The following is a 22,269-nucleotide window of genomic DNA, read 5'->3' on the forward strand; positions in this document are numbered from 1 at the left end:
CGGAGCATGCAGTTGCGACGGGAGGGCGCGGATGCGGTGCGGCGGGGCCGTCCGTGGAGTCTGCCGCTGGAAGACCGCGTACTGCTCGTGACAACGCACTGGCGCACGAACTTGACGTGAGCCTTTTCCAATCTCAGCTTGAGGCTGCCAGGTGGCGGGTGAGGATGGCTTTGGCCAGGTCGGTGATGCGGGTGGTGCTGCACCGCGGCTTCCGCGGCAGCCGCCAGGACTCCGGGGTGGCGACGGCCTGTTCGCCGAGTGCTCGTATCCGTGCGTCGGAGCGGTTGTGGGTTTGCTGGCCGGTGGAAAGCGTCTCCCACCGACCTCGGTAGGGGACGCGGATGCTCCCGCCGGCGCCCTGATATGCCTTGTCCGCCCAGCATGGGATGTCCTCGGTGGTCAGGGCGTCGATGATGCCGTGGGTGCGGGCGGCTTCGATGTCGTGGACCACGCCGGGCAGTGCGGGTGAGGCCCATGGCAGTCGGCCCAGGGGATCAGCGATGACCTGCACGTTCATGCCGTGACGGTGATCGATCCCGGATGGGTGGACAAGCACGACGAAGCTCCTGGTGCAGCGAGTGATCTTGGCCGTGAACTCGTCCGGACCGGACTTCCTCCAGCAGGCGACGACGAGCTTCCGAACAGCAAGAACACCGCTACGTCACGGTGTCACCCCCTATCCTCCTGGGCGCACGAGAATTGCCCATCATGCGGGAGGGTGCCGGGGACCCCTCCCGAACGGTCAGCCTTACCATTCTGCGAGTGGTCGCGTGGCCTGGGCTGTCGCGTCTTCCCGCCCGCTGGTCAGCGTGACCAACTTTCGTTGTCCTGACTCGTATGACGAGAGAGGAAACATGATGAGCGAACTGGTCGAGAAGTCGATGATGACGCCGTACGAGCCGCCTGAGCTCGTGGAGTTGGGCGAGTTCAGCGTAGACACCCTCGGTAACAATGGCATCTGGTGGGAGCCCTTCAACCCCCAGTACGATTACTGACGTATGACCAGGTGGTGATCGGGCCAAGTCCGATCACCACCCCATTCCGCTGACGCGAACGTGAATTCCCACAATAAATAAGATGGCCATCCTCCACGGTCAGTAGACAAGATAGGAGTTGGTTGACGGTGCTGTCCGACGGTTTCCTGGTGCTGCCGGATGCCCCGTTCAATCGCGCGTTCCTCGATCCGGTGATCCGGCTCGGGGCAGTGCCCTACTCCTCCGGCCGGCCATGGTTGCTGGGGCGATGGGCTCCCGGTGAACTGATCGTCGCCGAGGCAGGCCGGATACAGGCAGCGGTGATCGGCACCTGTCCGCTCACCGCCGATCGATTGACCGAGCTGATCTCCCGGGTGCGCCGGGTCGAAGACCTGGACATGGTGACCCGCGCATTGCCGGGCAGTTTCTACTTGGTGGCGTCGGTCGCGGGCGTGTTGCGGGTGCAGGGCAGCCTGGCGGGCGTTCGCCGTGTGTTCCACACCAGCCGGGACGGCGTGGCGCTCGCAGGTGACCGAGCCGATGTCCTGGCCACGCTGATCGGAGCGGAGATCGACGAGCAGACCCTGGCAGCCCGCGTGGCATGCGGGATCCGGGCGCCCGCGCCGTTGGCTGAGCGCTCGATGTGGCAGGGCGTGAATCTGGTGCCGCCGGGCTCCTACCTGCGGGTCGACGGCCGAGGGACAACGACGACCACGGTGCGCTGGTGGGAGCCACCCGCGCCGGAGAGGTCGCTGGCAGAGGGCGCGGAACGGGTCCGTGACGCGCTGCGGACAGCGGTGTCCGCGCGTTTTTCCTCGGCGGGCCGGGTCAGTGCGGATCTGTCCGGTGGGATGGACTCCACCTCGTTGTGCTTTCTGTCAGCCGAAGTCGGGGCCCCCGACCTGCTGACTTTCCGCTGGAGCGAGGCCGACGAGGCGAACGCCGATGCGGGGTTCGCGGCGCAGGCGGCCAGGGAATTGCCCGGTGCCGAACATCGGGAACTGGCGCAAGAAGCCATGCCATCGATCTTCGCCGACCCCGGACGCATCACCGATACCGAGGCGCCGTATCCCTTCACACGTACCGCCGAGCGGACCAGACAAACCGCCCAGACCCTGGCCGAGTGCGGGTCGCGGATACACCTGGCCGGGCACGGTTCTGACGAGTTGTTCCATGAGTTGCCCTACTACCTGCGGGACCTGCTGTACCGCCATCCGCTGACCGCACTCACTCACCTGCGTGGTCACCGGGCGATGTCTCGTTGGCCGTTGGGCGCCACCATCGCCGCGCTCACTGATCGTCGCGACCTCGGCGGGTGGTGGCGGCACCAGGCCGACCACCTCACCGGTCCGCCTCGCGCTCGCCGTACGCCCGATCTCGGGTGGGGTTCCGCGCCGCTGCGAGCACAGGAGTGGGTCACGCCGTCCGCGATCGAGGTGACGCGCGGGCTGCTGCACAGCATCGCCGAGCAGGCGCGACCGTTGGCTGCGCAACGAGCGCAGCACGCGACGCTCATGGCGCTGCGAATCGCGGGGCCCGGCTACCGCCAGCTCGCCAGGCCGTTCGCGCGGGCCGGTGTGCGGTTGGAGCTGCCGTACCTCGATGATCGGGTGATCGAGGCAGCGCTATCCGTTCGATTCGCCGAGCGTCGAACGCCGTGGCGCTATAAGCCGCTGTTGTCCGAGGCGATGCACGGCATCCTGCCCGCCGCCGTCGCGGGCCGGTCCACCAAGGGTGAGGCAGGCGAGGACGTGCGCATCGGGTTGCGGCGCAACATGCCTGCCCTGCTCGAGCTGTTCGCCGATTCGGCGTTGGCCGAGCACGGGCTGATCAATCCTGACGTGCTGCGTACCCGGCTGCTGGCACCGCAGGTCGACAACGCCACCACCATGGCGTTGGAAGAGCTGCTCGGCTGTGAGACCTGGCTGCGCGCCGTCAAGAAGACCCCGGCGGAAAGCTGGACGTCGAAAGCCGACCAAGGGAGGGTCGATGAGTCCGCGACTACGAACTGACATCGCCACCACCAGCACCGAACACGGCACAGTGCTGCTCGATGAGCGCACCGGACGTTACTGGCAGCTCAACAACACCGGCAGCGGCATTCTGCATGCGCTGTTGGCCGGTCAGAGCCAGGAGCAGATCGTGGCGGACCTCGCCGAGCGGCACGACCTCGAACCCAAGCGGGCACGGTCCGACGTGACGGCGATCATCGATCGTCTTTGTGCGGCGAAGCTGCTGGTGACCTCATGACCGTTCCCGTCGCACTCGAACACCAGCCCCGGCTTCCGGTTCACAGGCGGCTGGTGCCGCTGCTCGCGGTCGGTGCCGCGCGCCTGCTCAGCCGACTGTCACCGCGCAGGCTACGAGCCGTACTGCTCTTCATCCGTCGCGGCGCCCGAGCCGCCACCGTCGACCAGGCACTCGCGGCACGTAGCGCGGTCGTCTCGGTCAGTCTTCGCTGCGCGGGTCAGGGCTGTCTGCAACGGTCCATCGCCGCCGCCCTGGTATGCCGAGCCCGCAATGTCTGGCCCACCTGGTGTACCGGTGTCCGTACGCATCCATTCGCGGCACACGCGTGGATCGAAGTCGACGGCGAACCCGTCGGAGAGCTATATCTCGGCAAACATTACCGGACGCTCATAGCCATTCCTCCGGTCTGAATTCAGACCTGTCCAGGCGATTCGGCGAGGTCGGCGTCATGTTCACCGCCCACGACACCGCCGCAGAGCTCCGTCGTTGTCGCGAGTCGCGTGTGAAGGCTGACGTTGCCCTGCTCAGCGGCATGTCGCAGGGGTGGGGCGGGAACGAGTGCGGGAACGGTCCCTGTGATCATCAGAGTGAGCCCTTTCCAGGCCCCGGATCTCACGGAAGGATCCTGCGCGACTGTCGCCTCAAGGGCGACGGCGTCCACCACGCCATGCTCGGCATCGCCCGCCCACACAACCTCGCCTCCGCCGGATAGACGGTCCCGACGAGCAATCCGCGCAGAGCTGACATGGCCCGTCCCCCGTAGGCGCAAGCCCTGACCCACACCCACCACGAAGGCGACCAACCGGCGGACGGCGAACGGGAGGACGTCCAGCCCGTCGCCCACAGCCCACGGCCCACGCTCACCGAGGCGTCATCGCGCCGGGTCCCACCGTCGCCTCCAGCGTGAACACGCCGCCCTCGCTCCCCACCCGCAACGTCCCGCCCGCGTCGGCCAGCCGCTCCCGCAGCCCCGCCAGCCCCGAGCTGTGGCGGTCGGGCGCGGCGGGGGCCGCGCCGTCGTTGGCCATGGTCATCCGCACCCCGTCCCCCCGGCGGGCGATCTCGATGGCGCACCACCGCGCGGCGCTGTGTCGGAGGACGTTGGTGCTGGCCTCGCGCAGCACGGGGACCAGCTGGGCCGAGGCCGATGGCGGCAGGTCGGTGGTGGGACCCAAGACCGTGCAGCGGATGCCGGAGGAGTGGAACACCCGTTGGATCGCGGCCAGTTGGTCGGCGAGGTCCACCGCGCGGTAGCCGTGTACGACCTCCCGCATCTCGGCGAGCGCCGAGGCGGCCAGGCGTTGCACGTCGCTGGCCTCGCGGCCCGCGCGTTCGGCGTCGAGGGACGAGAGGCGCGCGGCCAGCTCGGCCTTGAGCGCGATCACCGACAGGCTGTGCCCGAGCAGGTCGTGCACGTCGCGGGCGAAACGCAGCCGCTCCTCGGTGGCGGCGAGCCTGGCCTGCGCCTCGCGTCCTGCCCTGGCGTCCACCAGCAGCCCCCACAGCCACAGCGGAAGTCCGCTCATCCCGGCCACCGTCAGCGCGAGGCTCGCGGCGATCAGCACGGGCACGAGCGCGCCGTCCCCCGTCAGCGCGCCCAGGGCCGCCGCGACCGCCAGGGTGGCGAGCGCGGCAAGTGCCGTGATCCAGCGGCCGGTTGGGCCCCTGGCCAGCAGCGGTACCGTTCCTGCCAGGCAGCCGCCCAGCCATGCCCAGGTCGCCCACCGCCCGTCGCCCACGGGCCCCACCAGCGGGACGGACAGCAGCGACGCGGCGACGAACGCGGCCATCAGGCGGCGGCGCACCGCGGCGGACAGCCACGGGGTGACCGCGGCGTAGAGCGCGCCCGCCTGGGCCGCGGCGAACGCCAGGATGCCCGCCGCGCCCAGGGCGGCCCACAGGGCGTCGCTCTCGAGGAACGGCCCGATGCCGGGCAGCGTCAGGCTGGTCAGCACGGCGGTGGCGAGCGAGGCGAGCGTGCCGAGCCTGGCCCGGCGCAGCCGCGGATCGGACCCGTTCGCCGAGGTGCCACTCACCACCGTGCCATGCTAGACGGCCGCGGCGATCAGGGCGGCGGCCACCAGCAGGTCGAAGACCACGCAGAACTCCGCGAACGCGTGCGGCACCACCCGGCCTGTGCGCAGGTGGGCGAGGTCCCACAGGGCGTGCCCGGCCAGTCCGGCCGCCACGAGGTACTGCCCGACCGCGGGGTCGACGGCCAGGGCGAGGGCGGTGATGCCGCCGAACAGCACGACGCCCGCGGTCTCCACGGCCACGACGCGGGGGCCGTCCAACTCGTGGCGCAGGGCGCCGATGACGAGGTAGGCGAGCGCGATCGACGGCAGGAGGTAGGTCTCGAACCCCGAGGGCGTCCACGGGGGCAGATCGCGGTAGCCGAGGACGACGACGCCGATGGCGAGCATGACGGGCCAGCGCCGGTGGAGGGCGACAAGTGCCTTGGGACTGTGGCGCGTTGTGGTGTGGGTCATGCCGTCAGCGTGCCGCCGCCGCGCGACGGGCCCCACCCTCGCCGTGTCACCGGTCGGGGGTGTGGAACGCATGGGTGACCCAGGCGTTCCACACAACTCTCCCGCGCGGCTCAGCCCTTGACCGCGCCGACGAGCACGCCCTTGGCGAAGTGCCGTTGCAGGAACGGGTAGACGAGCAGGATCGGCACGATGCTGATCACCAGGATCGCCATCTGGAGCGACTGCTGCGGGGGCAGCACCTCGGTGGCGCCCGCCTGGTCGCCGCCGAGGTTGGCGCCGTTGACCACATAGGTGCGCAGCACGAGTTGGAGCGGCCACTTGGTGGTGTCGTTCATGTAGAGGAGGGCGGTGAAGAAGCTGTTCCAGTAGGCCACGGCGTAGAAGAGGCCGATGACCGCGAGGACGGCCTTGGACAGCGGGAGAACGATCCGCAGCAGGATCGTCAGCTCGCTCGCGCCGTCGATGCGGGCGGAGTCCATGAGCTCGCCCGGCAGGTCCATGAAGAAGGCGCGCATCACGATGACGTTGAAGCCGTTGATCAGCACCGGGAGGATCAGCGACCAGTACGAGTCGAGCAGGCCGAGCTGCTTGACCATGAGGTAGCTGGGGATCATCCCGGGGCTGAACAGCAGCGTGAACAGCACGGTGAGCAGCATGGGCTTGGCGCCGAACGAGCCGGGCCTGGAGAGCGCGTAGGCCAGCATCGCCGTGCAGGTGAGTGACAGCACGGTGCCCACGACGGTGATCCCGGTGGACACCAGCAGCGCCTGGGTGACGGCGTCGCCCGCGAAGACCGCGCGGTACGCCTCGAGCGTCGGGTGCTCGGGCCACAGCACGAACCCGCCCGCCTGGGCGACCTGTTCGGGGTCGGCGAGGCTCGTGGAGACGACGGAGAGGAAGGGCAGCACGACGAGCGCGCACGCGATGAGGAGCACGATGCCCTTGAGGCCGCGGGCCGCCGGGTGGGGGGTGGCGATGGCGCTCATGAGGGCTCTCCTTCGTGGATGCCCCGGCCTTCGGGCCGGGGAGGGGACGAGGCTCCTGTGGAGCGGGGCAGGAAAGGCCGGTTCGCCGTCGGGGTGGAGCGGCGTCCGCCGCTCACCGGCCGACGCCTGTCACTCACACGGGAGTTGATAGGTTGTGATGTGTGTCGCGGCGGGTCAGGCGGGCGTTCAGGTACCGCTTCTACCCCACGGACGGGCAGGCGGCGGAGCTGTCGCGGACGTTCGGCTGCGTCCGTCTCGTGTACAACAAGGCGCTGGAGGAACGCACGTGCGCCTGGTACGGGCGTGAACTCGTGGTGATCGACCGGTGGTTCCCCAGCTCGAGGCTGTGCGGGGCCTGCGGCGCGGTCCGCGGGAAACTGCCGTTGAACGTCCGGACGTGGACGTGTGAGTGCGGCGCGGTGCATGACCGTGATGTGAACGCGGCACGCAACGTTCTGGCCGCCGGGCTGGCGGCAGCAGCCTGTGGAGACGGTGTAAGACCTCAACGGGAGTCCTCCCGGACAGGGCGGTCGTCGACGAAGCAGGAACCCCAGCGGGCGACCGCTGGAACCCCCCGCCTTTAGGCGGGGGAGGAAGTCAAGACTGGTAGACGCCCCTCTCTCCGAAGATGTGCGCGATCTTGTTGGCGCCGAGGACGAGGACGACGGCGACCAGCCCCTTGACCAGGCCGACGGCGGCGGCCACGCCCCACTCGCCGCCGAGCACGCCGTGGTTGTAGACATACGTGTCGAGCACCTCGGAGCCCTCGAGGCCCACGGCCTGCTGCTGGAGGATGATCTGCTCGAACCCCACGGTCAGCGCGTCGCTCAGCCGCAGAATGAGCAGCAGGACGATGACGCCCTTGATGCCGGGCAGCGTCACGTGCCAGGTCTGCCGCATGCGCCCCGCGCCGTCGACGGACGCCGCCTCGTAGAGCTGGGCGTCGATGCGGGAGAGCGCGGCGAGGAAGAGGATCATCGCCCAGCCCGCGTCCTTCCACACGACCTGGGAGGTGATCAGCATGGCGAACAGGTCGGGGTTGCCGATGATGTCGAACGTGCCGTGACCCTGGTCGCGCAGCCAGGTGTTGAGGAGCCCGCCCGCGCCGAGCATGTTCTGGAAGAGCGCCACCACGATCACCCAGGACATGAAGTGCGGGAGATACAGCACCGATTGGACCAGGCGCTTGATCCGTTCGGAGAGCAGGGAGTTGAGGAGCAGGGCCAGCGCGACGGGGATGGGGAAGACGAGGACGATCTGGATGAACGAGATGAGCAGCGTGTTGCGCAGCGCGTTGAGGAACGCGGGGTCGCCGTTGACGATCACCTCGAAGTTCTCGAAGCCGTTCCAGGCGGATCCCGAGATGCCGAGGAACGGCTGGTAGTCCTGGAACGCGGTGACGTTGCCGAGCAGCGGTATGTAGTGGAAGAGGAGGATGACGACCATGCCGGGCGCGGCCAGGAGCAGCAGCAGCCGGTCGCGGCGCATGCGGGCCAGGCGGCCCGCGGGGCGCCCTGCGCGCTCGGTCGGGCCGGGGCCCGCGGTGGGCGGGCCCGGCGGTCGGTTCTTGAGGGTGAGGCTCATGGGGTGCTCCCTGGGGGTGGAGGGGCGACCGTGCCGGTGAGGGTGTGCTCGCAGGGGAGCAGCACCTGGCGGTCGTGGTCGCCCGAGGGGTCGCCGAGGAGCTGGACCAGCAGGCGCACGGCGCGGCGGCCCATGGCGTTGCGCGGCACCCGAAGGCAGGCCCAGGGGTGCGGCTCGGCCGGGCCGCCGGGGTCGTCGACGAGCAGGACGACGGAGAGGTCGCGGGGGATGGTGACGCCGCGGACGCCGGTCATGACGGCGAGGACCCGCACCAGGTTGACGGACTCGACGAGCACGGCGGTCGTCCCGGCCGCGAGCGCGGTGTCGAGCCACTGGGTGGTGAGCGCGTCGGGCGCGGTGAACGCGGGCTCGGGGACGTCGAGTCCGAAACGGGTCAGCGCCGCCCTGAACCCCTCCCAGCGGTCGGTCTGCGGCTCGTCGCGCTTCTCCTCGCCGAGGTAGGCGATCCTGCGGTGGCCCTGGGCGACCAGCTGGTCGACGATGCGGCCCGTGGCGGCGCGGTAGTCGCCGCCCACGTAGGCGATGTCGGCGTCGGGCACCTCGCGGCGCCCGATGAAGACGAACGGGTAGCCGTCGCGCGCGAGCCGGGCCAGCTCCCCGTGCCCGGCGTGGTGGCCGAGCAGGACGCTGCCGACGGCGTGGCGCAGCGCGTTGACCCCTTCGGCGTCGTAGATGCGGCGGATGCCGTCCTCGGTCTGGGTGGCCGTGAACAGCACGAGGTTGCACGCCTCGGCGACGGCCTGCTCCTCGATGCCCCGCATGAACTCGAAGTAGTAGTCGCCCGTGCTGGTCGGGAAGACGGGCTCGAACGTGTGCACACCGAGCAGCAGGCCGCGGGTGGCACGGGGCGCCGCGGCCGAACGGCCCGCGCCCGTGGGGGAGTAGCGCAGCTTGCGCGCCGCCTCCAGGACGCGGCGCCTGGTCTCGGGGGAGATGCGCTGCCGCTCGGCCGCGCCGCCGAGCACCATCGACACGGTGGACTGGGAGACCCCGGCCTCGCGCGCGACATCGGACTGGCGTGGGCCCCTGGCCTGGAGAGATGACACGGTGGACAGATCCTTCGGTCGTCGTCGGGGACTGCTGAACCGCCGTGGCGGCTACGGGCGTTCGGCCGCGGGCGGTGGCCAGTCGAGGATCGCACCGCCCGCGAGCAGCTCGTGGCGCAGCGCCTCGTAGGGCACCTTCTGGACCGGGCAGCCCTCGGCGTGGGCCAGCGCGGCGGCGGCGCCCGCGGCCTCGCCGAGCATCATGAAGACGGGCTCCATGCGGACGGACGCGTAGGCCACGTGGGAGGCCGAGACGGCCGCCGCGACCAGGAGGTTCTCGCACTCGCCCGGGCGTGGCACGAGCGCGCGGTAGGACAGGCCGAACGGGCGGGTCACGCTCTGCTGGACGTTGCCCTCGTTGCGCGGGGCGCCGTCCACGACGACGCGCTTGGCGTTGTGCGAGTCCATGACGTAGGAGGCGAGCGCCACCGGGTCGGACGCGGAGGCGCGGGCCGTGCCGTCGGCCTGGGTGACGACGTAACCGGCCACCATCCTGCGGGCCTCGCGGATGTAGAGCTGCGGGGGCCAGTGCGCGGTGTCGGTGAACTCCCGTGGGGACAGGCCGAATCGGCGCGTCTCCTCGTGAACGGCCGCTGGCAGCCCGGGGTCGTTGGCCAGGAAGTACAACAGCCCTGCCTGGTAGCGGACATGGTCCTGGAAGATCTCCTCGCGGCGGGCGTGCCCGGCGTCGGGCCAGTCGTAGTTGGCACCGATGTGGTCGGAGGAGAACGCGCCGTGGTTGTTCATGTCGAACACGTCGCCGTGCGGCCCCGAGTGGACCAGGCATGTGCGCCCGTACAACTCGTAGCCGCCCGCGGCGACATGGCGGCGCAGCAGCTCGTAGCGGCCGGGGTCGTAGCCGTCGGGCCGCGGGAACGGCAGCCGGTCGTCCGCGGTGGTGACGCACAGGCGGAACGTGTACGCCTGGACGCGGTGGTCGCCCTCGCCGGGCTCGCCGTGCGGGTCGGGCGAGATGCCGGGCAGCAGGCCGCTGGCCGGGTCGCCCGGCGTCACATAGGGGTCGACGGGGAAGCGGAACTGGTGGTTGGTGCTCGGCCGGACGCCGGCCAGGGACTCGCCGTAGGCCGTGGCGGGCTCCCTTCCGGTGGTGTACGTGACGCCCGCGGCGGCCATCAGGTCGCCCTCGTAGGACGCGTCGACGAACCAGGGCGCGCGGTAGCGCGTGCCGTCGTCGGTGCGCAGCTCCTCGATCCGGCCTTCCGCCAGGGTGATGGACTCCAGGTGCTGGCGGCGGCGGACCTCGACGCCCGCGTCGGCGAGCCAGCGCTCGTGGATGCCCTCGGCCACGTGCGGCTCGAAGTCCCAGCGGGGCGCGGGTGATCCGTAGTGCCCGGCCACCTGGTCGTAGAAGGCGCGGGCGAGGCCGCCGACGGAGTCGGGGTGGCCCGTGTCGGTGAGGCCGAGGCCGCCCGTGGTCATGCCGCCGACGTGGTCGCCGAAGACGGCGAGCACCACGGACAGGCCCGCGCGGGCGGCGCGTACGGCGGCGGTGACCCCGCCCGATGTGCCGCCGTAGACGACGAGATCGGCCTCGACGAGCGGGGGTTGTGCGCCCCTGGCCCCGGGCGGGTGCCAGTGGCGGAGTCCTGCGAGCGCTTCCCCTGCGGGCATCGATGTCCCTCCACGTTGATGACTGATGGGCATGCATGGCTGATGGGCACGGACGGCTGATGGGCCGGGGGACATTCATAGCATCGGCGTATCACCCAAGTCCACCAGTGATATTGCTAATTCTTGATGGACCGACACCTGCGCGTAACCCCCTGGAAAATCAGGCGGTGCACGCATCTTGACGCATCACCGTGGCCGTCGGCTAGCTTCATCGGCAACCGGCGCCAGATGTGCACCAGATCAAGTCGCGCCCCTATTACCGATATTAGCAATCGCTGGAAGGGGTTCCGCCGTGACCATCGGACCCATGAGCCGCCGCCGTTTCCTCGCGAGTGCCACGGGGGCGGCACTCGCCACCGCGTCCTTCCCCCTGCTGACGGGCTGCGGCAACGGCGGGGCCGACTCCTCGGCCCAGGGCGCCGCCAACCGCGCGGTCACGCTCCCCGACCATGTCCCCTTCACCGGCGTCACGCCCGACCTCCCGGCCTCCCAGGACGGCGTGCTCGCCGGGTACTTCGCCTATCCGACGCCCGTGCGCGGCATCGAGGGCGACCCGGGCAGCGGCGGCGAGGGGATCACCGCGCTCGTCAACATCTTCGACCCCGTGCCGCCCGCCGCCGGGGACAATCCGTTCTGGCAGGCACTCAACGAGCGCCTCGGCACCGAGCTGAGCCTCAACATGGTGCCCGACTCCAGCTACATGCAGCGCCTCTCGGCCGTGCTGGCCGGCGGCGACCTGCCCGACCTGGTGGAGATCCGCCTCGACCAGCCGCAGCGCGCCCAGCTCCTGAAGGCCCAGTTCACCGACCTGACCGAGCACCTGTCGGGCGACGCCGTGCGCGCCTACCCGTTCCTCGCGAACATCCCCACCGAGTCCTGGCGCACGTGCGTCTACAACGGCGGCATCTACGCCCTCCCCACGCCACGCCCCTCGGTCGGCAACATCATGCTGTGCCGCGCCGACCTCGTCGAGGAGCGCGGACTCAACCCCGAGCCCGCCGACTTCGCCGAGTTCGCCGAGCTGTGCGCGGGCCTCACCGACGAGCGCGCGGGCCACTGGGCGCTCGGCTTCGGCTCCGCGGGTCCCCTGTCCACCTGGGCGTTCCTCATGCAGATGCTGGGCGCGCCCAACGAATGGGGCGAGCAGGGCGGGGAGTTCACGTCGTGGTTCGAGACGGAGGAGGCCAAGCAGGCCGCCGACGACCTCGCCCGCCTGGTGCGCGAAGGCGTCTTCCACCCCGACTCGTTCGCCGCCACGTCCGACCCGCGCATCTGGTTCGGCATCGGCAAGACCGCGTTGAACCGCGACGGCGCCGCCGCCTGGGACCTGCTCACCCACACCTACGACATCTCCGTGGGCGCCGTGGTCGCCCCGGCCTACGAAGGCGGCGGCGACGCCGCGCACTTCGCCGGTGGCGCCACGTTCGCGCTCACCGCGCTCAAGAAGACCGACGACGCCCGGCGCGTCGAGCAGCTGCTCTCCCTCGCCAACTGGCTCGCCGCGCCGTTCGGCACGGAGGAACACCTCTTCCGCACCTATGGCGTCGAGGGCGAGCACTTCACTTTCGAGAACGGCGTCCCCACCCTCACCGGCGCGGGCGAGACCCAGACCAGGCTCCCGCTCGAATACCTCACCGACGGGCCGCCGTTCCTCGGCCCCGGCGACGAGACGCGCGTCCGCGCCCAACACGCCTACCAGGAACGCGTCGTGCCCGGGCTCGTGCGCAGCGCGGGATCCGGCCTCTACTCCGACACCGACACCACCAAGAAGGGCGTCATCCAGCGGCTCATGCAGGACACACTCAACCAGATCATGCAGGGCAACAAGCCCGTCTCCGACTGGGACGACGCCGTGCGCGACTGGCGCAACCAGGGCGGCGACGCCATCCGCTCCGAGTACGAGGCGGAGTTCGCCCGTGCCAACTGACGTCGCACGCACCGCCGTCGGCCGCCCCGACCTGCTGGTCGCGGGCGGCGGCCTCGGCGGGGTCGCCGCCGCCCTCACCGCCGCGCGCCTGGGCCTCACCGTGGTCATCACCGAGGAGACCGACTGGCTCGGCGGCCAACTCACCGCCCAGGCCGTGCCGTCCGACGAGCACCCCTGGATCGAGACCGAGCACATCGCCACCAGCTACGCCACGCTCCGCTCCCGCATCCGCGACCACTACCGCCGCAACTACCCCCTCACCGCCGAGGCTTCGGCCGACCCCACCCTCAACCCAGGGCTCGGCATGGTCAGTCGCCTCTGCCACGAGCCCCGCGCCGCCGTCGCTGTCATCGACGAACTCCTGGCCCCCCACCGCTCGTCGGGCCGCGTCACCGTGCTCCACCACCACACGCCCGTCGCCGCCCACACCGAGGGCGACCGGGTGACGGCGGTGACGTTCGAGAACGCGCGCGACGGCCGACGCGTCACGTTCGAGGCGCCGCTCGTCGTCGACGCCACCGAGCTCGGCGACCTCCTCGAACTCGCCGACGCCGAGCACGTCATCGGCGCCGAGTCCCGCGACGACACCGGCGAACCCCATGGCGCCCCCGTCGCCGACCCGCTCGACCAGCAGGCCATCACATGGTGCTTCCCGCTCGAATACCGGCCGGGCGAGAGCCACATCGTCGAACGCCCGCCCTCCTACGACCACTGGCGCACCCACACCGACCCGTTCTGGCCAGGGCCCCAACTCTCCTGGGACAAGATCGACATCCACACCATGGGCGCCCGCGAGAACCGCGTCTTCGAGGACCCCATCGACGCCCCCACCTCGCGCGACCTGTGGCACTTCCGCCGCATCAGGGCCCTCGCCCCGTTCGAGCCAGGCGCGTTCGACTCCGAGATCACCCTCGTCAACTGGCCCAACACCGACTACTGGGAAGCCCCGTTGATCGGCCCCGGCGTCACCGCGGCCGACCGCGCCCGCGCCCTGACCCGCTGCCGCGAGCTCTCCCTGAGCTATCTGCACTGGATGCAGACCGAGCAGGACCTCCCAGGGCTGCGCCTTCGCCCCGACCTGGTGGACACCGACGACGGCCTCGCCAAGTCCGTCTACATCCGCGAAGCCCGGCGCATCCGGGCGAGGTTCACCGTTCTCGAACAGCATGTCGCCGTCGTGGACAGGCCCGAGGGCGCGGGCGCCGCCACGTTCCCTGACAGCGTCGGCGTCGGCCACTACAACATCGACCTGCACCCGAGCTCATCCGGTGTCTCCTACGTCAACCTGGAGTGCTACCCGTTCCAGATCCCGCTGAGCGCCCTCATCCCCGTGCGGCTGCGCAACCTCCTGCCCGCCGCCAAGAACATCGGCACCACCCACCTCACCAACGGCTGCTACCGCCTGCACCCCGTGGAGTGGTCCATCGGCGAGGCGGTCGGCGCCCTCGCCGCCCACTGCGCCGCCGAACGCACCGAGCCGCACGCCGTCGCCGACTCCCCGCGCGCCACCGAGGACCTGCAACGGCTGCTCACCGGCACCCTCGGCGCGCCGGTCACCTGGCCCGCGACGATCCGCACCACCCGGCCTTCCCAGGCCCGCCGGAACGCCACCCCGCTCTACGCCCGCCCCCAGCGGCGGGCCTGACCAGGAAGGCAGTACCCCACCCATGACCCCACCCATGGAGCGACGACGCTTCCTGACCGCGGCGGCCACCGCCGCCACCGCAGGAGCCCTGGCCGCGGCCCCCGCCGCGAGAGCCGGGACCACCGCGGTCCCGCGCGCCGAGAGCTACGACGCCGTCGTGTACGGCGCCACCCTGGCCGGGATCATGGCCGCCCTGCGCCTGAGCAGGCGCGGCTACACCACATGCGTCCTCGAACCCACCAACCACATCGGGGGGGTTGTCAGCGGCGGCCTGGTCAAGACGGACATCCCCAACACCATCGGTGCCCTCGCCGGGCTCACCCGCACGTCCTTCTTCGACGCCATCGGCGCCCACTACGGCGTCGGCTCCCCGGCCCAGTACCGCTTCGAGCCCAAGGTGGCCAGGCTCATCGCGCGCCGCCTGCTCGACGAGGCGGGCGCCGTCATCCGCAAGAACCAGCGGATCAACGGCCCCGCCGACCTGACCCTGAACGGGCGGCGCATCGAGTCCGTGCGGTCATCCGCCGGATGGGTCACGGCCCGCTTCTTCATCGACGCCTCCTACGAGGGCGACCTGATGGCCGCCGCGGGCGTCCCCTACCACGTGGGCCGGGAGTCCTCGGCCACCTACGACGAGTCCTACGCGGGCTTCCGCCCCAACTCCGTGCTGCGCCGCGGTCTTTTCAACCCCAACACGGGCTACCCCGTGGGCCCCGTGCCCACCGGGGCCGAGGGCGACGCGGACGAGAAGGTGCAGGCGTACAACTTCCGCGGCGTGCTCACCCAGGCCGCCGACCGGCTGCCGTTCCCGCGCCCCGAGGGCTACGACCCCGCCGACTACACCCACCTGCGGTCGCTGCTCGAGTACCGCGGCATCACCGGCATGACCCAGATGGTCGGCACCACAGCGGCCATCCCCGGCGGCAAGCACCAGACGAACCAGGGCCTGTTCATCGGCTACGACCTGCCGGGCGCCAGCTGGGAATACCCGGACGGCAGTTGGGCCAGGCGCGAGGAGATCATCGCCCAACAGGCGCGCTGGCACCAGGGCATGCAGTACTGGCTGGCCAACGACCCTTCCCTGCCCGAGTCGTTCCGCGCGGACACCGCCACCTGGGGCCTGCCCGCCGACGAGTTCACTGACAGCCCGCACGGCGCGGGCTTCCCCCACCAGCTCTACATCCGCGAGGGGCGGCGCATGAAGGGCGCCCATGTCCTCACGCAGCACGACCTGTTCGCGCCGAACAACACCAAGTCCACATCCGTCGCCTGCTGGCAGTACGGCCTCGACTGCCACACCGTGCAGCTGTATCCCGACGGGACCCGCTACCTCATCGGCGAGGGCTCGCTCACGGGCGAGGAGGGCAACGTGCTGGTGGACCTCTACCAGATCCCCGCCGAGTCACTCTTCCCCTCGTCTGGCTCCATCGACAACCTCACCGTGCCGATCTGCTTCTCGGCGAGCCATGTCGCCTATCTGTCCCCGCGGATGGAGCCCAACTACGGCATGCTCGGCGAGGCCGCGGGCGAGCTCGCGGCCCAGTCGATCGCCAGGAACCAGCCGGTGCAGTCGTACCGCTACGCGGATCTGGCGGCGTCGTTGGAGGAGTTCGGTAGCGTGCTCGCGACGTAGCGCGCTGAGCCGTTGTCGGGTGCGGGTGGTGGGGGGTGCGGGTGGGCCGCCAGGGGCGGCGGGCCCCGTCGCGCAGAGCGCGACGAAGGCCGCCGCCCTGGCGGCCTGTGGCCTGGCGGCCTGCGGGGCTGGCTCGGCTTGGCCGGGCTGGCTGTGCCGGGACCGGCCGAAGGGTCGTTCCGTCCGGTTCGCCCCCGGGCGGGGGCGGGTGCTGGCCTTGCGGCCCGTGCCTTCTCCGACCGGGGCGGGGGCGGGTGGCCCGAGGTCCTGTACCTGTCCGGGCCGGACGGTCCCCGGGACCTCGGCTGGGGCGGCCCGGGCTTCGCTCGGTCCGGCCGGTGGGTCACGGCTTCATCCCGAACCGATGGCGTCAGGGCCGGTGGTCCGGGACTTCCCGGAACGCGTCCGGCCGGTGCCCCGGTGTCCCGGTGTCCGCTCGGCGAGGCCGTGCCGGGTCGGTGCTGGGCGTGGCCGGGGGGCGGTGCCTCCGTCCGGCTCGGCGGTCCCGTTCGGCCGGGCCGAACCCTCGCCTCGGTCCGGGCCCGTGGCTTGGTCTGGCCGTCTGGCTTGGTGGTCCCGGCCTTGGCGGATCCGGGCGGCGCCGGGTGGCCGCTTGGTCGTGCCGGGTCGGGCCCGGGCCGGTGCTGGCCGATGGCTCGCCTCGGTCCGGTCTCGTGGTTCCGGCCCGTGGCCTGGTGTGGGTCTCGTCCGGACTTGTCGTACCAGGGCGCGGGGCCCGGTGGGCCACCTCCCACCGTTCCGCCGCCCGTCCGCTCGGCGAACCGAGCGGAGCTCACATCGCGGAGCCAACGTTTACCTGACCGGAGGTCGTCTGTGTCTGTTCAGTCCGTGCCCCTCTGGCGCATCGGGGTGCCCGAAAGTGCCAGTCGGGCCTCGGTGTTCGGCGGGGAGTGGCCCTCGGGCGAGGATCCCGTGCTGCGGTATCGCGTCGGGGTGTCGCCCGAGCGGGACTGGCCCCTCTTCCATCCCAGCCCTCTCAACGCGAGCACCGGGTGGCGCGAGCACCGGCTCGAGATCGCCTTCGACGTCGCGCGGGGGCAGGTGCCGGGCGACGGGTGTGTCCTGCGGCTGCGGTTCGCCGGGTCGCACGGGCCCTGTCCCGACCTCGCCGTGGACCTCGACGGCGCGCACCGTGGCCTCTTCCACCCCCACGTCGTGCGCGACGACCGTGCCGAGGTCGACCGGCAGGGGCCCATCGCGGGGGAGTGCGCCCTCGACATCCACCTGCCCGCCGCCTGGCTCGCGCCCGGCGCCCATCTCCTCTCGCTGTCCACCACCGTGGACCGGGCCGCCGCCACCGGGCTCGACGGGCCCGCGCTGGACGCCCTCGACCGCGAACTCCCGTGCCACCGCGAGCAGTACGGCAACTGGTTCGGCGCGGGCATCACCTGGCGCGGCCTCGACCTGCTGCCCGCCGCCGCGCCCGCCCCGCCGACCGCCGATGTGGCCCTCGCCCCCACCCCCCTGTATGTCCAACGCGCCACCGGGCTCGACGCGTTGATCGACCTCACCGTGCGCGTGCCCGCCGGTGCGCCCTGGCCGTCCGCCGCCGACGTCCACCTGGCGGGTCGGGTCCACCACCTCGAACTCCGCAGGCCGGGACGGGACTTCGGCGATGTCAGGGTCCGCTTCCCGGTGCCGGAGCTCGAAGGGCCCACCGAGGCCACCGTCCGGCTGGCGGGGTCAGGCGGCGAGCCGTTCGCGTGCACGCTCCACCCGGCCCGCAAGTGGACCCTGCACCTCATCCCGCACGTCCACCTCGACGTCGGCTACACCGACACCCAGGGCAAGGTCCTCGAGCTGCACAGCCGCAACCTCGACCGCGCCCTCGCCGCCCTCGAACGCGACGACGGCTTCCGCTTCTCGCTCGACGGCTCGCTCATCCTCGACGAGTACCTGGCCACCCGCGCCCCCGGGCGCGCCGAGCGCGTGCTCGCCGCGCTGCGCGAACGCCGCCTGGCTGTCAACGCGTTCCACAGCCTTTTCCTGTCCGGCGTCGCCAGCCTCGAGGAGACCTACCGGGCCGCGTACGCCGCCGCCCGGCTGCGCGAGGAGCACGGCGTCCCCGTCGATTACGCCAACCTCACCGATGTCCCCTCCTACAGCTCCGCCCTGCCCGCGATCCTCACGGCGCTCGGCATCACCGCGTTCGTCGGCATCGAGAACCACAGCAGGGGCGCCAACGCGGACAGCGACGCCCAGCACCTCGCCAGCCCCGTGCGCTGGCAGGGCGTGGACGGCAGCACCGTGCTGACGCACTTCGCCGACGCGTATTCCCAGCTCCGGTTCATGGTCGCCGACCCGCAGACCGTCACGGGCGGGGCCCAGTCGTTGCCCCGCTATCTGGCCCGTTATGAACGCCCCGACCACCTGCCCCACGACCTCGCGCTGATCGGCACCCACGCCGACAACGAGGACCTGGCCGACGGCGACGCGGGCTTCGCCGCCCGCTGGAACGCCGTCTACGCCCACCCCAGGCTTCGGGTGTCCACCCTCGCCGACTACCTGGCCGCCGTGCGCCCCCTGACCGACCGGCTGCCGCTGTGGCGCGGCGACGGCGGCAGCTACTGGGAGGACGGCGTGGGAACGGGCGCCGCCGTGGTCGCCGAGCACCGCGCGGCCCAGTCCGCGCTGCCCGCCGCCGAGGGGCTCGCCGCCCTGGTGGCCCGGGCCGACCCCGGCTACCGGCCCAACAGGGCGGAGCTCGACCGGGGTTGGGAGGGCGCGCTCTACGGGTGCGAGCACACGTGGACGTGGTCGCACAGCGTCGGGCACCCGCACGGGGACCAGGTCGGCGACCAGCTCGACTGGAAGCGGCACCGTGTGCACACCGCCCACCGGGCGGCCCTCGACGAGGGGCGGCGCGCGCTCAGTCAGCTGGGCGAGCTGGTCAGCACCGAGGGGCCCACCCTGCTGGTGCACAACCCCCTCGGCTGGACGCGCGCCGTCACCGTCGAGGCCGAGGTGCCGGCGGGCACCCCGATCGGGGATCCCGCGCTCCCCTACGAGGTGCTCGAGGACTGCGACGGGCTGCACCGCGTGCGCCTCACCGTGCCCGATGTGCCGGGCTTCGGCTATCGCGCCCTGCCGCTCGGCGCGGCCCACAAGGTGAACCCCAACGGCGACGAGGGCGACCCCACCGCCGACGCGGCCCGCCCCGCCGCCCCCGCCACGGCCTTCGCGCCGCCCGAGTGGCGGCCCGTGCCCGACCAACTCACCACCGCGCGCTGGGAGGTGGAGCTCGACCCCGCCACCGGCGCGGTCGTCGGCCTCGTCCACCGCGCCACCGGGCGCCGCCTCCTCGACCCCGCGTCGCCCTACCGGCTCGGCCAGGTGCTCCATGTGCTCAACGGGCCCGACTCCCTCACGCGGGGCGACCGCCCGGCCCACACCGGCGTCCCGCACCGCCACGCCCGCGCGCCCCGCAGCTCCCTGCTGGCCCGCCGCCCGTCCACCGCGCCCCCCGAACTCACCGTCGCCACCGCCGCGTTGACCCCGGTCGGGCTGGCTCGCACCCATGACGGCTGGCGGCTGCGGGCCGTCGGCACCGGGCCGAGCCTGCCGTTCGTCCAGACGGACCTGCTGCTGCGCGACGACGACGACCGCGTGGAGCTGACCGTGCGCCTGGAGAAGGAGCGCGTCCTGGCCAAGGAGTCCGTCTACGTCCCCTTCCCCTTCCTCCAGGCGACCGCGCACGGGACCCGGCCCCGCGTCCGTTACGACCGCCAGCAGGGCTGGATCGACCCGGCGACCGACCACGCCCCCGGCGCGTGCAACGAGTGGTTCACCACCCACCACGGCGTCGCCGTCGACGACATCGCGTGGTGCTCGGTCGACGCCCCGCTGTTCACGGTCGGCGACGTGGTGCGCGGCACCTGGGCCGAGACGTTCGAGGCGACCAACGGCACGGTCATGTCCTGGGTCATGAACAACTACTGGCCCACCAACACCCCACCGGAGCAGGAGGGTTCGCTGACGCTGCGGTACGCGTTCACCCCGCTGGGCGCGTTCGACCCGGCCGCCGCCTCCCGCTTCGGCCTCGAAACGCGCGCCGCCCCGATGGTCTCCGAGGTCACGCGCCTCGACAAGCACGACTCCGAGCCCCGCCGACTCCCCGCCCCCGGCGGCACGTTGCTCGACCTCGGGCTCCCCGGCGACTGCCACGCCACCGTGGCCGAGCCCCGCGACCGGCGCGGGCTGCTGCTCCGCGTCCAGAACCTCACCCCTGGGCCGCGCACCCTCAGGCTGCGCCACACCGGCGACGCGGCCGTCCTGTGCCGCGCCGACGAGCACGAGCTGAACGAACTCCCCCTGAACGGCGAGCACTTCACCCTCGACCTGACGGCCTGGCAGGTCGCCACCGTCAAGCTGCGATAGGAGCCGCACCCCATGCACCTCGACCGAAGGACCTTCCTCGGCACCGCCGCCGCGGCCGGAGCGGCGATCCCGCTGCTCGGCACGGCCACCGCCCACGCCGCGCCCCCCACCGCGCCCACCCCCACGGCGGCGGCGGGCGGCGTGGCCGCCGCTGGCATCAGCTGGCCGGGGCCCCAGGCCCTGCCGCGCTTCGCCGCCCCCACGAGCCTCGTCACCGCCGACCTCTCGGGGCGCACCCCCTCCGAACAGCTCACGCTGATCAGCCTCCAGGGCATCGTCAACCGCACCACCCCCCGCGTCTACCTGCTGGCCGACGTGGGCGAGGGCAAGACCACCTGGCTGCCCGAGACCGGCGTCCCGTACGGTGACCCGCTGCCGCTGCGCGAGCTGGTCGAGCGGTTCCGCGGCGAGATCACGGGGGCGATCATCCCCGACCCCGAGCTGCCGCAGACCATCAGCGTTGCCACCACCCTCGCGGGCCTCGAGGACGCGGTGATCGCCAGCGCGACGACCGCGGCCAACCTCGGCCTGCCGGTGGTCGAGGACCTGCGCGGCCGGTTCGCCGACGAACTCGAGGCGTCCACCTGGCAGATCGACAACCTGTGGCCGCGCACCGAGCGCCGGATGGTGTGCAGCATGAACACCTCGCTCACCGCCTATCTGCGCGACTACTCCATCGCCAACCGGGCGTTGATGGTGTGGCTCGACTACCACGACCCGGCGCAGCGCTCCCTCGTCGCGCGGCTCGCCGACGAACTCCCCACGCACGCCCCGTACATCGGCTGGCTGCGCGGCGACACCGCGGGCGCCCCCTACGAGAGCCCCATGGTCGAGCTGCTGTCCCGGCGCAGCGTGCACGTGCTGGCCGCCGACACCGCGCAGAACCTCACCGTGTGGGGCGGGGTGCGGCCCCCCGTGGACAACTCCCCGCCCCGGCCGCCCACTCCGGCCCTCGAGAACAAGATCTATGTCACCCTCGTCTACAGCGACGGCGACAACCTCCAGTACGCGCAGCACAAGATGCGGCAGCTGTGGGACGACCCGGCCAGGGGCGAGATCCCGATCAACTGGCCCGTGCCGCCCGAGATCCTGGACGCCGCGCCCGCGCTGTACTCCTGGTACCAGTCGACCGCGAACCCCAACGACTATCTGCTGAGCGGCCCTTCGGGCCTCGGCTATGTCTTCCCCAGCGCCTACCCGACCGCGACGTTCGACGGATTCGTGCAGCGCACGGCCCGCTACTGCGCCGCCCTCGGCATCGACTCCACCGCGATCATCAACCGCCTCGACAGCGTCTACGAGCCGTTGACCGAGGCGTCAGTGCGTTCCTTCGCGGACGGCATGGACCCCGTCGGCCTCTTCCAGAACTGGTCGGGCTGGACGACCGAGCAGCCGATCGTCGCCGGGGTGCCCATCGGCCGCTCGCGCATGGCGCTCACCCAGGGCGAGCTGAGCGCCGGACTCGACGTGGCCGCCGCCGAGTTCGACGCGGCGGGGGGCCAACGCCCGGTGTTCGCCACCATCTTCCTCGCCGCGTGGGACATGACGCCGACCCTGGCCGCCCCGGTGATCGCCGGGCTCGACGACCGGTTCATGGCGGTGCGCGGCGACCACTTCTTCCGGCTGGTCAGGCAGGCCGCCGCCTGAGGCCGCCGCCCCTTCGACCCCCGCCCCCGGGCCGCGC

The 22,269-nt window shown here is 71.7% G+C and carries 16 protein-coding genes and 3 pseudogenes; 12 read left to right on the forward strand and 7 right to left on the reverse strand.

Annotated elements, in window-relative coordinates:
• Positions 1–6: 6 nt before the first annotated feature.
• A pseudogene (locus D7318_RS16575) lies at positions 7–117 on the forward strand (IS5/IS1182 family transposase); the annotation flags it as partial.
• A gap of 16 nt (positions 118–133) precedes the next feature.
• Here the strand turns inward: D7318_RS16575 and D7318_RS16580 are convergent.
• A pseudogene (locus tag D7318_RS16580) lies at positions 134–541 on the reverse strand (transposase family protein); the annotation flags it as partial.
• A gap of 316 nt (positions 542–857) precedes the next feature.
• Between D7318_RS16580 and D7318_RS16585 the strand changes: the two are divergent.
• The 5 genes and pseudogenes from D7318_RS16585 to D7318_RS16605 all read left to right on the forward strand — a co-directional run.
• Positions 858–995 (forward strand): lasso RiPP family leader peptide-containing protein, encoded by a 138-nt coding sequence (locus tag D7318_RS16585; protein ID WP_183091447.1) that lies wholly within the window; start codon positions 858–860, stop codon positions 993–995.
• A gap of 128 nt (positions 996–1,123) precedes the next feature.
• Positions 1,124–2,986 (forward strand): asparagine synthase-related protein, encoded by a 1,863-nt coding sequence (locus D7318_RS16590; protein ID WP_230423808.1) that lies wholly within the window; start codon positions 1,124–1,126, stop codon positions 2,984–2,986.
• Positions 2,964–3,224, forward strand: a complete 261-nt coding sequence (locus tag D7318_RS16595) for a lasso peptide biosynthesis PqqD family chaperone (RefSeq protein WP_120697894.1) — start codon at positions 2,964–2,966, stop codon at positions 3,222–3,224. The genes D7318_RS16590 and D7318_RS16595 overlap by 23 nt, the downstream gene beginning before the upstream one ends.
• Entirely contained in the window at positions 3,221–3,634 is a 414-nt protein-coding gene (locus D7318_RS16600; protein WP_120697895.1) for a lasso peptide biosynthesis B2 protein, read from the forward strand. The genes D7318_RS16595 and D7318_RS16600 overlap by 4 nt, the downstream gene beginning before the upstream one ends.
• 209 nt (positions 3,635–3,843) lie before the next feature.
• A pseudogene (locus D7318_RS16605) lies at positions 3,844–3,936 on the forward strand (IS5/IS1182 family transposase); the annotation flags it as partial.
• A gap of 148 nt (positions 3,937–4,084) precedes the next feature.
• Here the strand turns inward: D7318_RS16605 and D7318_RS16610 are convergent.
• From D7318_RS16610 to D7318_RS16620, 3 genes are all read right to left on the reverse strand, one after another.
• Positions 4,085–5,263 (reverse strand): sensor histidine kinase, encoded by a 1,179-nt coding sequence (locus D7318_RS16610; protein ID WP_220729656.1) that lies wholly within the window; start codon positions 5,261–5,263, stop codon positions 4,085–4,087.
• Between the two features lie 9 nt (positions 5,264–5,272).
• Positions 5,273–5,713, reverse strand: a complete 441-nt coding sequence (locus tag D7318_RS16615; RefSeq protein ID WP_120697896.1) for a hypothetical protein — start codon at positions 5,711–5,713, stop codon at positions 5,273–5,275.
• Between the two features lie 110 nt (positions 5,714–5,823).
• Complete coding sequence (locus D7318_RS16620; protein WP_120697897.1) at positions 5,824–6,699, reverse strand: carbohydrate ABC transporter permease; 876 nt, start codon at positions 6,697–6,699, stop codon at positions 5,824–5,826.
• A gap of 161 nt (positions 6,700–6,860) precedes the next feature.
• Here D7318_RS16620 and D7318_RS16625 point away from each other — a divergent pair, with 161 nt between their 5' ends.
• Positions 6,861–7,283 carry a helix-turn-helix domain-containing protein gene (locus D7318_RS16625; protein ID WP_120697898.1) on the forward strand — a complete coding sequence of 141 codons (423 nt, stop codon included), beginning with the start codon at positions 6,861–6,863 and terminating at the stop codon, positions 7,281–7,283.
• A gap of 13 nt (positions 7,284–7,296) precedes the next feature.
• Here the strand turns inward: D7318_RS16625 and D7318_RS16630 are convergent, their stop codons facing one another.
• The 3 genes from D7318_RS16630 to D7318_RS16640 are packed head-to-tail and all read right to left on the reverse strand — an operon-like array spanning position 7,297 to position 10,982.
• Positions 7,297–8,283, reverse strand: coding sequence for an ABC transporter permease (locus D7318_RS16630; protein ID WP_220729658.1), 987 nt, complete (start codon positions 8,281–8,283; stop codon positions 7,297–7,299).
• Positions 8,280–9,350 carry a LacI family DNA-binding transcriptional regulator gene (locus D7318_RS16635; protein WP_120697899.1) on the reverse strand — a complete coding sequence of 357 codons (1,071 nt, stop codon included), beginning with the start codon at positions 9,348–9,350 and terminating at the stop codon, positions 8,280–8,282. The genes D7318_RS16630 and D7318_RS16635 overlap by 4 nt, the downstream gene beginning before the upstream one ends.
• A 51-nt stretch (positions 9,351–9,401) precedes the next feature.
• Positions 9,402–10,982, reverse strand: a complete 1,581-nt coding sequence (locus tag D7318_RS16640; protein ID WP_183091446.1) for an FAD-dependent oxidoreductase — start codon at positions 10,980–10,982, stop codon at positions 9,402–9,404.
• Positions 10,983–11,274: 292 nt separating this feature from the next.
• Here D7318_RS16640 and D7318_RS33965 point away from each other — a divergent pair, with 292 nt between their 5' ends.
• From D7318_RS33965 to D7318_RS16665, 5 genes are all read left to right on the forward strand, one after another.
• A complete protein-coding gene (locus D7318_RS33965) occupies positions 11,275–12,909 on the forward strand; it encodes an extracellular solute-binding protein (RefSeq protein ID WP_120745048.1) in 1,635 nt (544 codons plus the stop codon).
• Positions 12,899–14,554 carry an FAD-dependent oxidoreductase gene (locus D7318_RS16650; RefSeq protein WP_230423800.1) on the forward strand — a complete coding sequence of 552 codons (1,656 nt, stop codon included), beginning with the start codon at positions 12,899–12,901 and terminating at the stop codon, positions 14,552–14,554. Before D7318_RS33965 ends, D7318_RS16650 begins: the two co-directional genes overlap by 11 nt.
• A 34-nt stretch (positions 14,555–14,588) precedes the next feature.
• Complete coding sequence (locus D7318_RS16655; protein WP_183091445.1) at positions 14,589–16,187, forward strand: FAD-dependent oxidoreductase; 1,599 nt, start codon at positions 14,589–14,591, stop codon at positions 16,185–16,187.
• 834 nt (positions 16,188–17,021) lie between these two features.
• Positions 17,022–20,585: a glycoside hydrolase family 38 N-terminal domain-containing protein gene (locus D7318_RS16660; RefSeq protein WP_183091444.1), complete on the forward strand. Its 3,564-nt coding sequence runs from the start codon at positions 17,022–17,024 to the stop codon at positions 20,583–20,585.
• 12 nt (positions 20,586–20,597) lie between these two features.
• Positions 20,598–22,232 carry a GxGYxYP domain-containing protein gene (locus D7318_RS16665; protein ID WP_120697905.1) on the forward strand — a complete coding sequence of 545 codons (1,635 nt, stop codon included), beginning with the start codon at positions 20,598–20,600 and terminating at the stop codon, positions 22,230–22,232.
• The last annotated feature ends 37 nt before the right edge of the window (positions 22,233–22,269 follow it).

Origin of the sequence: Streptomyces radicis (genome assembly GCF_003626575.1) — a bacterium.
Lineage (GTDB): Bacteria > Actinomycetota > Actinomycetes > Streptomycetales > Streptomycetaceae > Streptomyces > Streptomyces radicis.

Excerpts from the sequence above, each read along its gene's own strand:
- D7318_RS16585 (WP_183091447.1), top strand. The coding sequence starts at position 858 with ATGAGCGAACTGGTCGAGAAGTCGATGATGACGCCGTACGAGCCGCCT.
- D7318_RS16595 (WP_120697894.1), top strand. The coding sequence starts at position 2,964 with ATGAGTCCGCGACTACGAACTGACATCGCCACCACCAGCACCGAACAC.
- D7318_RS16600 (WP_120697895.1), top strand. The coding sequence starts at position 3,221 with ATGACCGTTCCCGTCGCACTCGAACACCAGCCCCGGCTTCCGGTTCAC.
- D7318_RS16615 (WP_120697896.1), bottom strand. The coding sequence starts at position 5,713 with ATGACCCACACCACAACGCGCCACAGTCCCAAGGCACTTGTCGCCCTC.
- D7318_RS16620 (WP_120697897.1), bottom strand. The coding sequence starts at position 6,699 with ATGAGCGCCATCGCCACCCCCCACCCGGCGGCCCGCGGCCTCAAGGGC.
- D7318_RS16630 (WP_220729658.1), bottom strand. The coding sequence starts at position 8,283 with ATGAGCCTCACCCTCAAGAACCGACCGCCGGGCCCGCCCACCGCGGGC.
- D7318_RS16640 (WP_183091446.1), bottom strand. The coding sequence starts at position 10,982 with ATGCCCGCAGGGGAAGCGCTCGCAGGACTCCGCCACTGGCACCCGCCC.
- D7318_RS16655 (WP_183091445.1), top strand. The coding sequence starts at position 14,589 with ATGGAGCGACGACGCTTCCTGACCGCGGCGGCCACCGCCGCCACCGCA.
- D7318_RS16665 (WP_120697905.1), top strand. The coding sequence starts at position 20,598 with ATGCACCTCGACCGAAGGACCTTCCTCGGCACCGCCGCCGCGGCCGGA.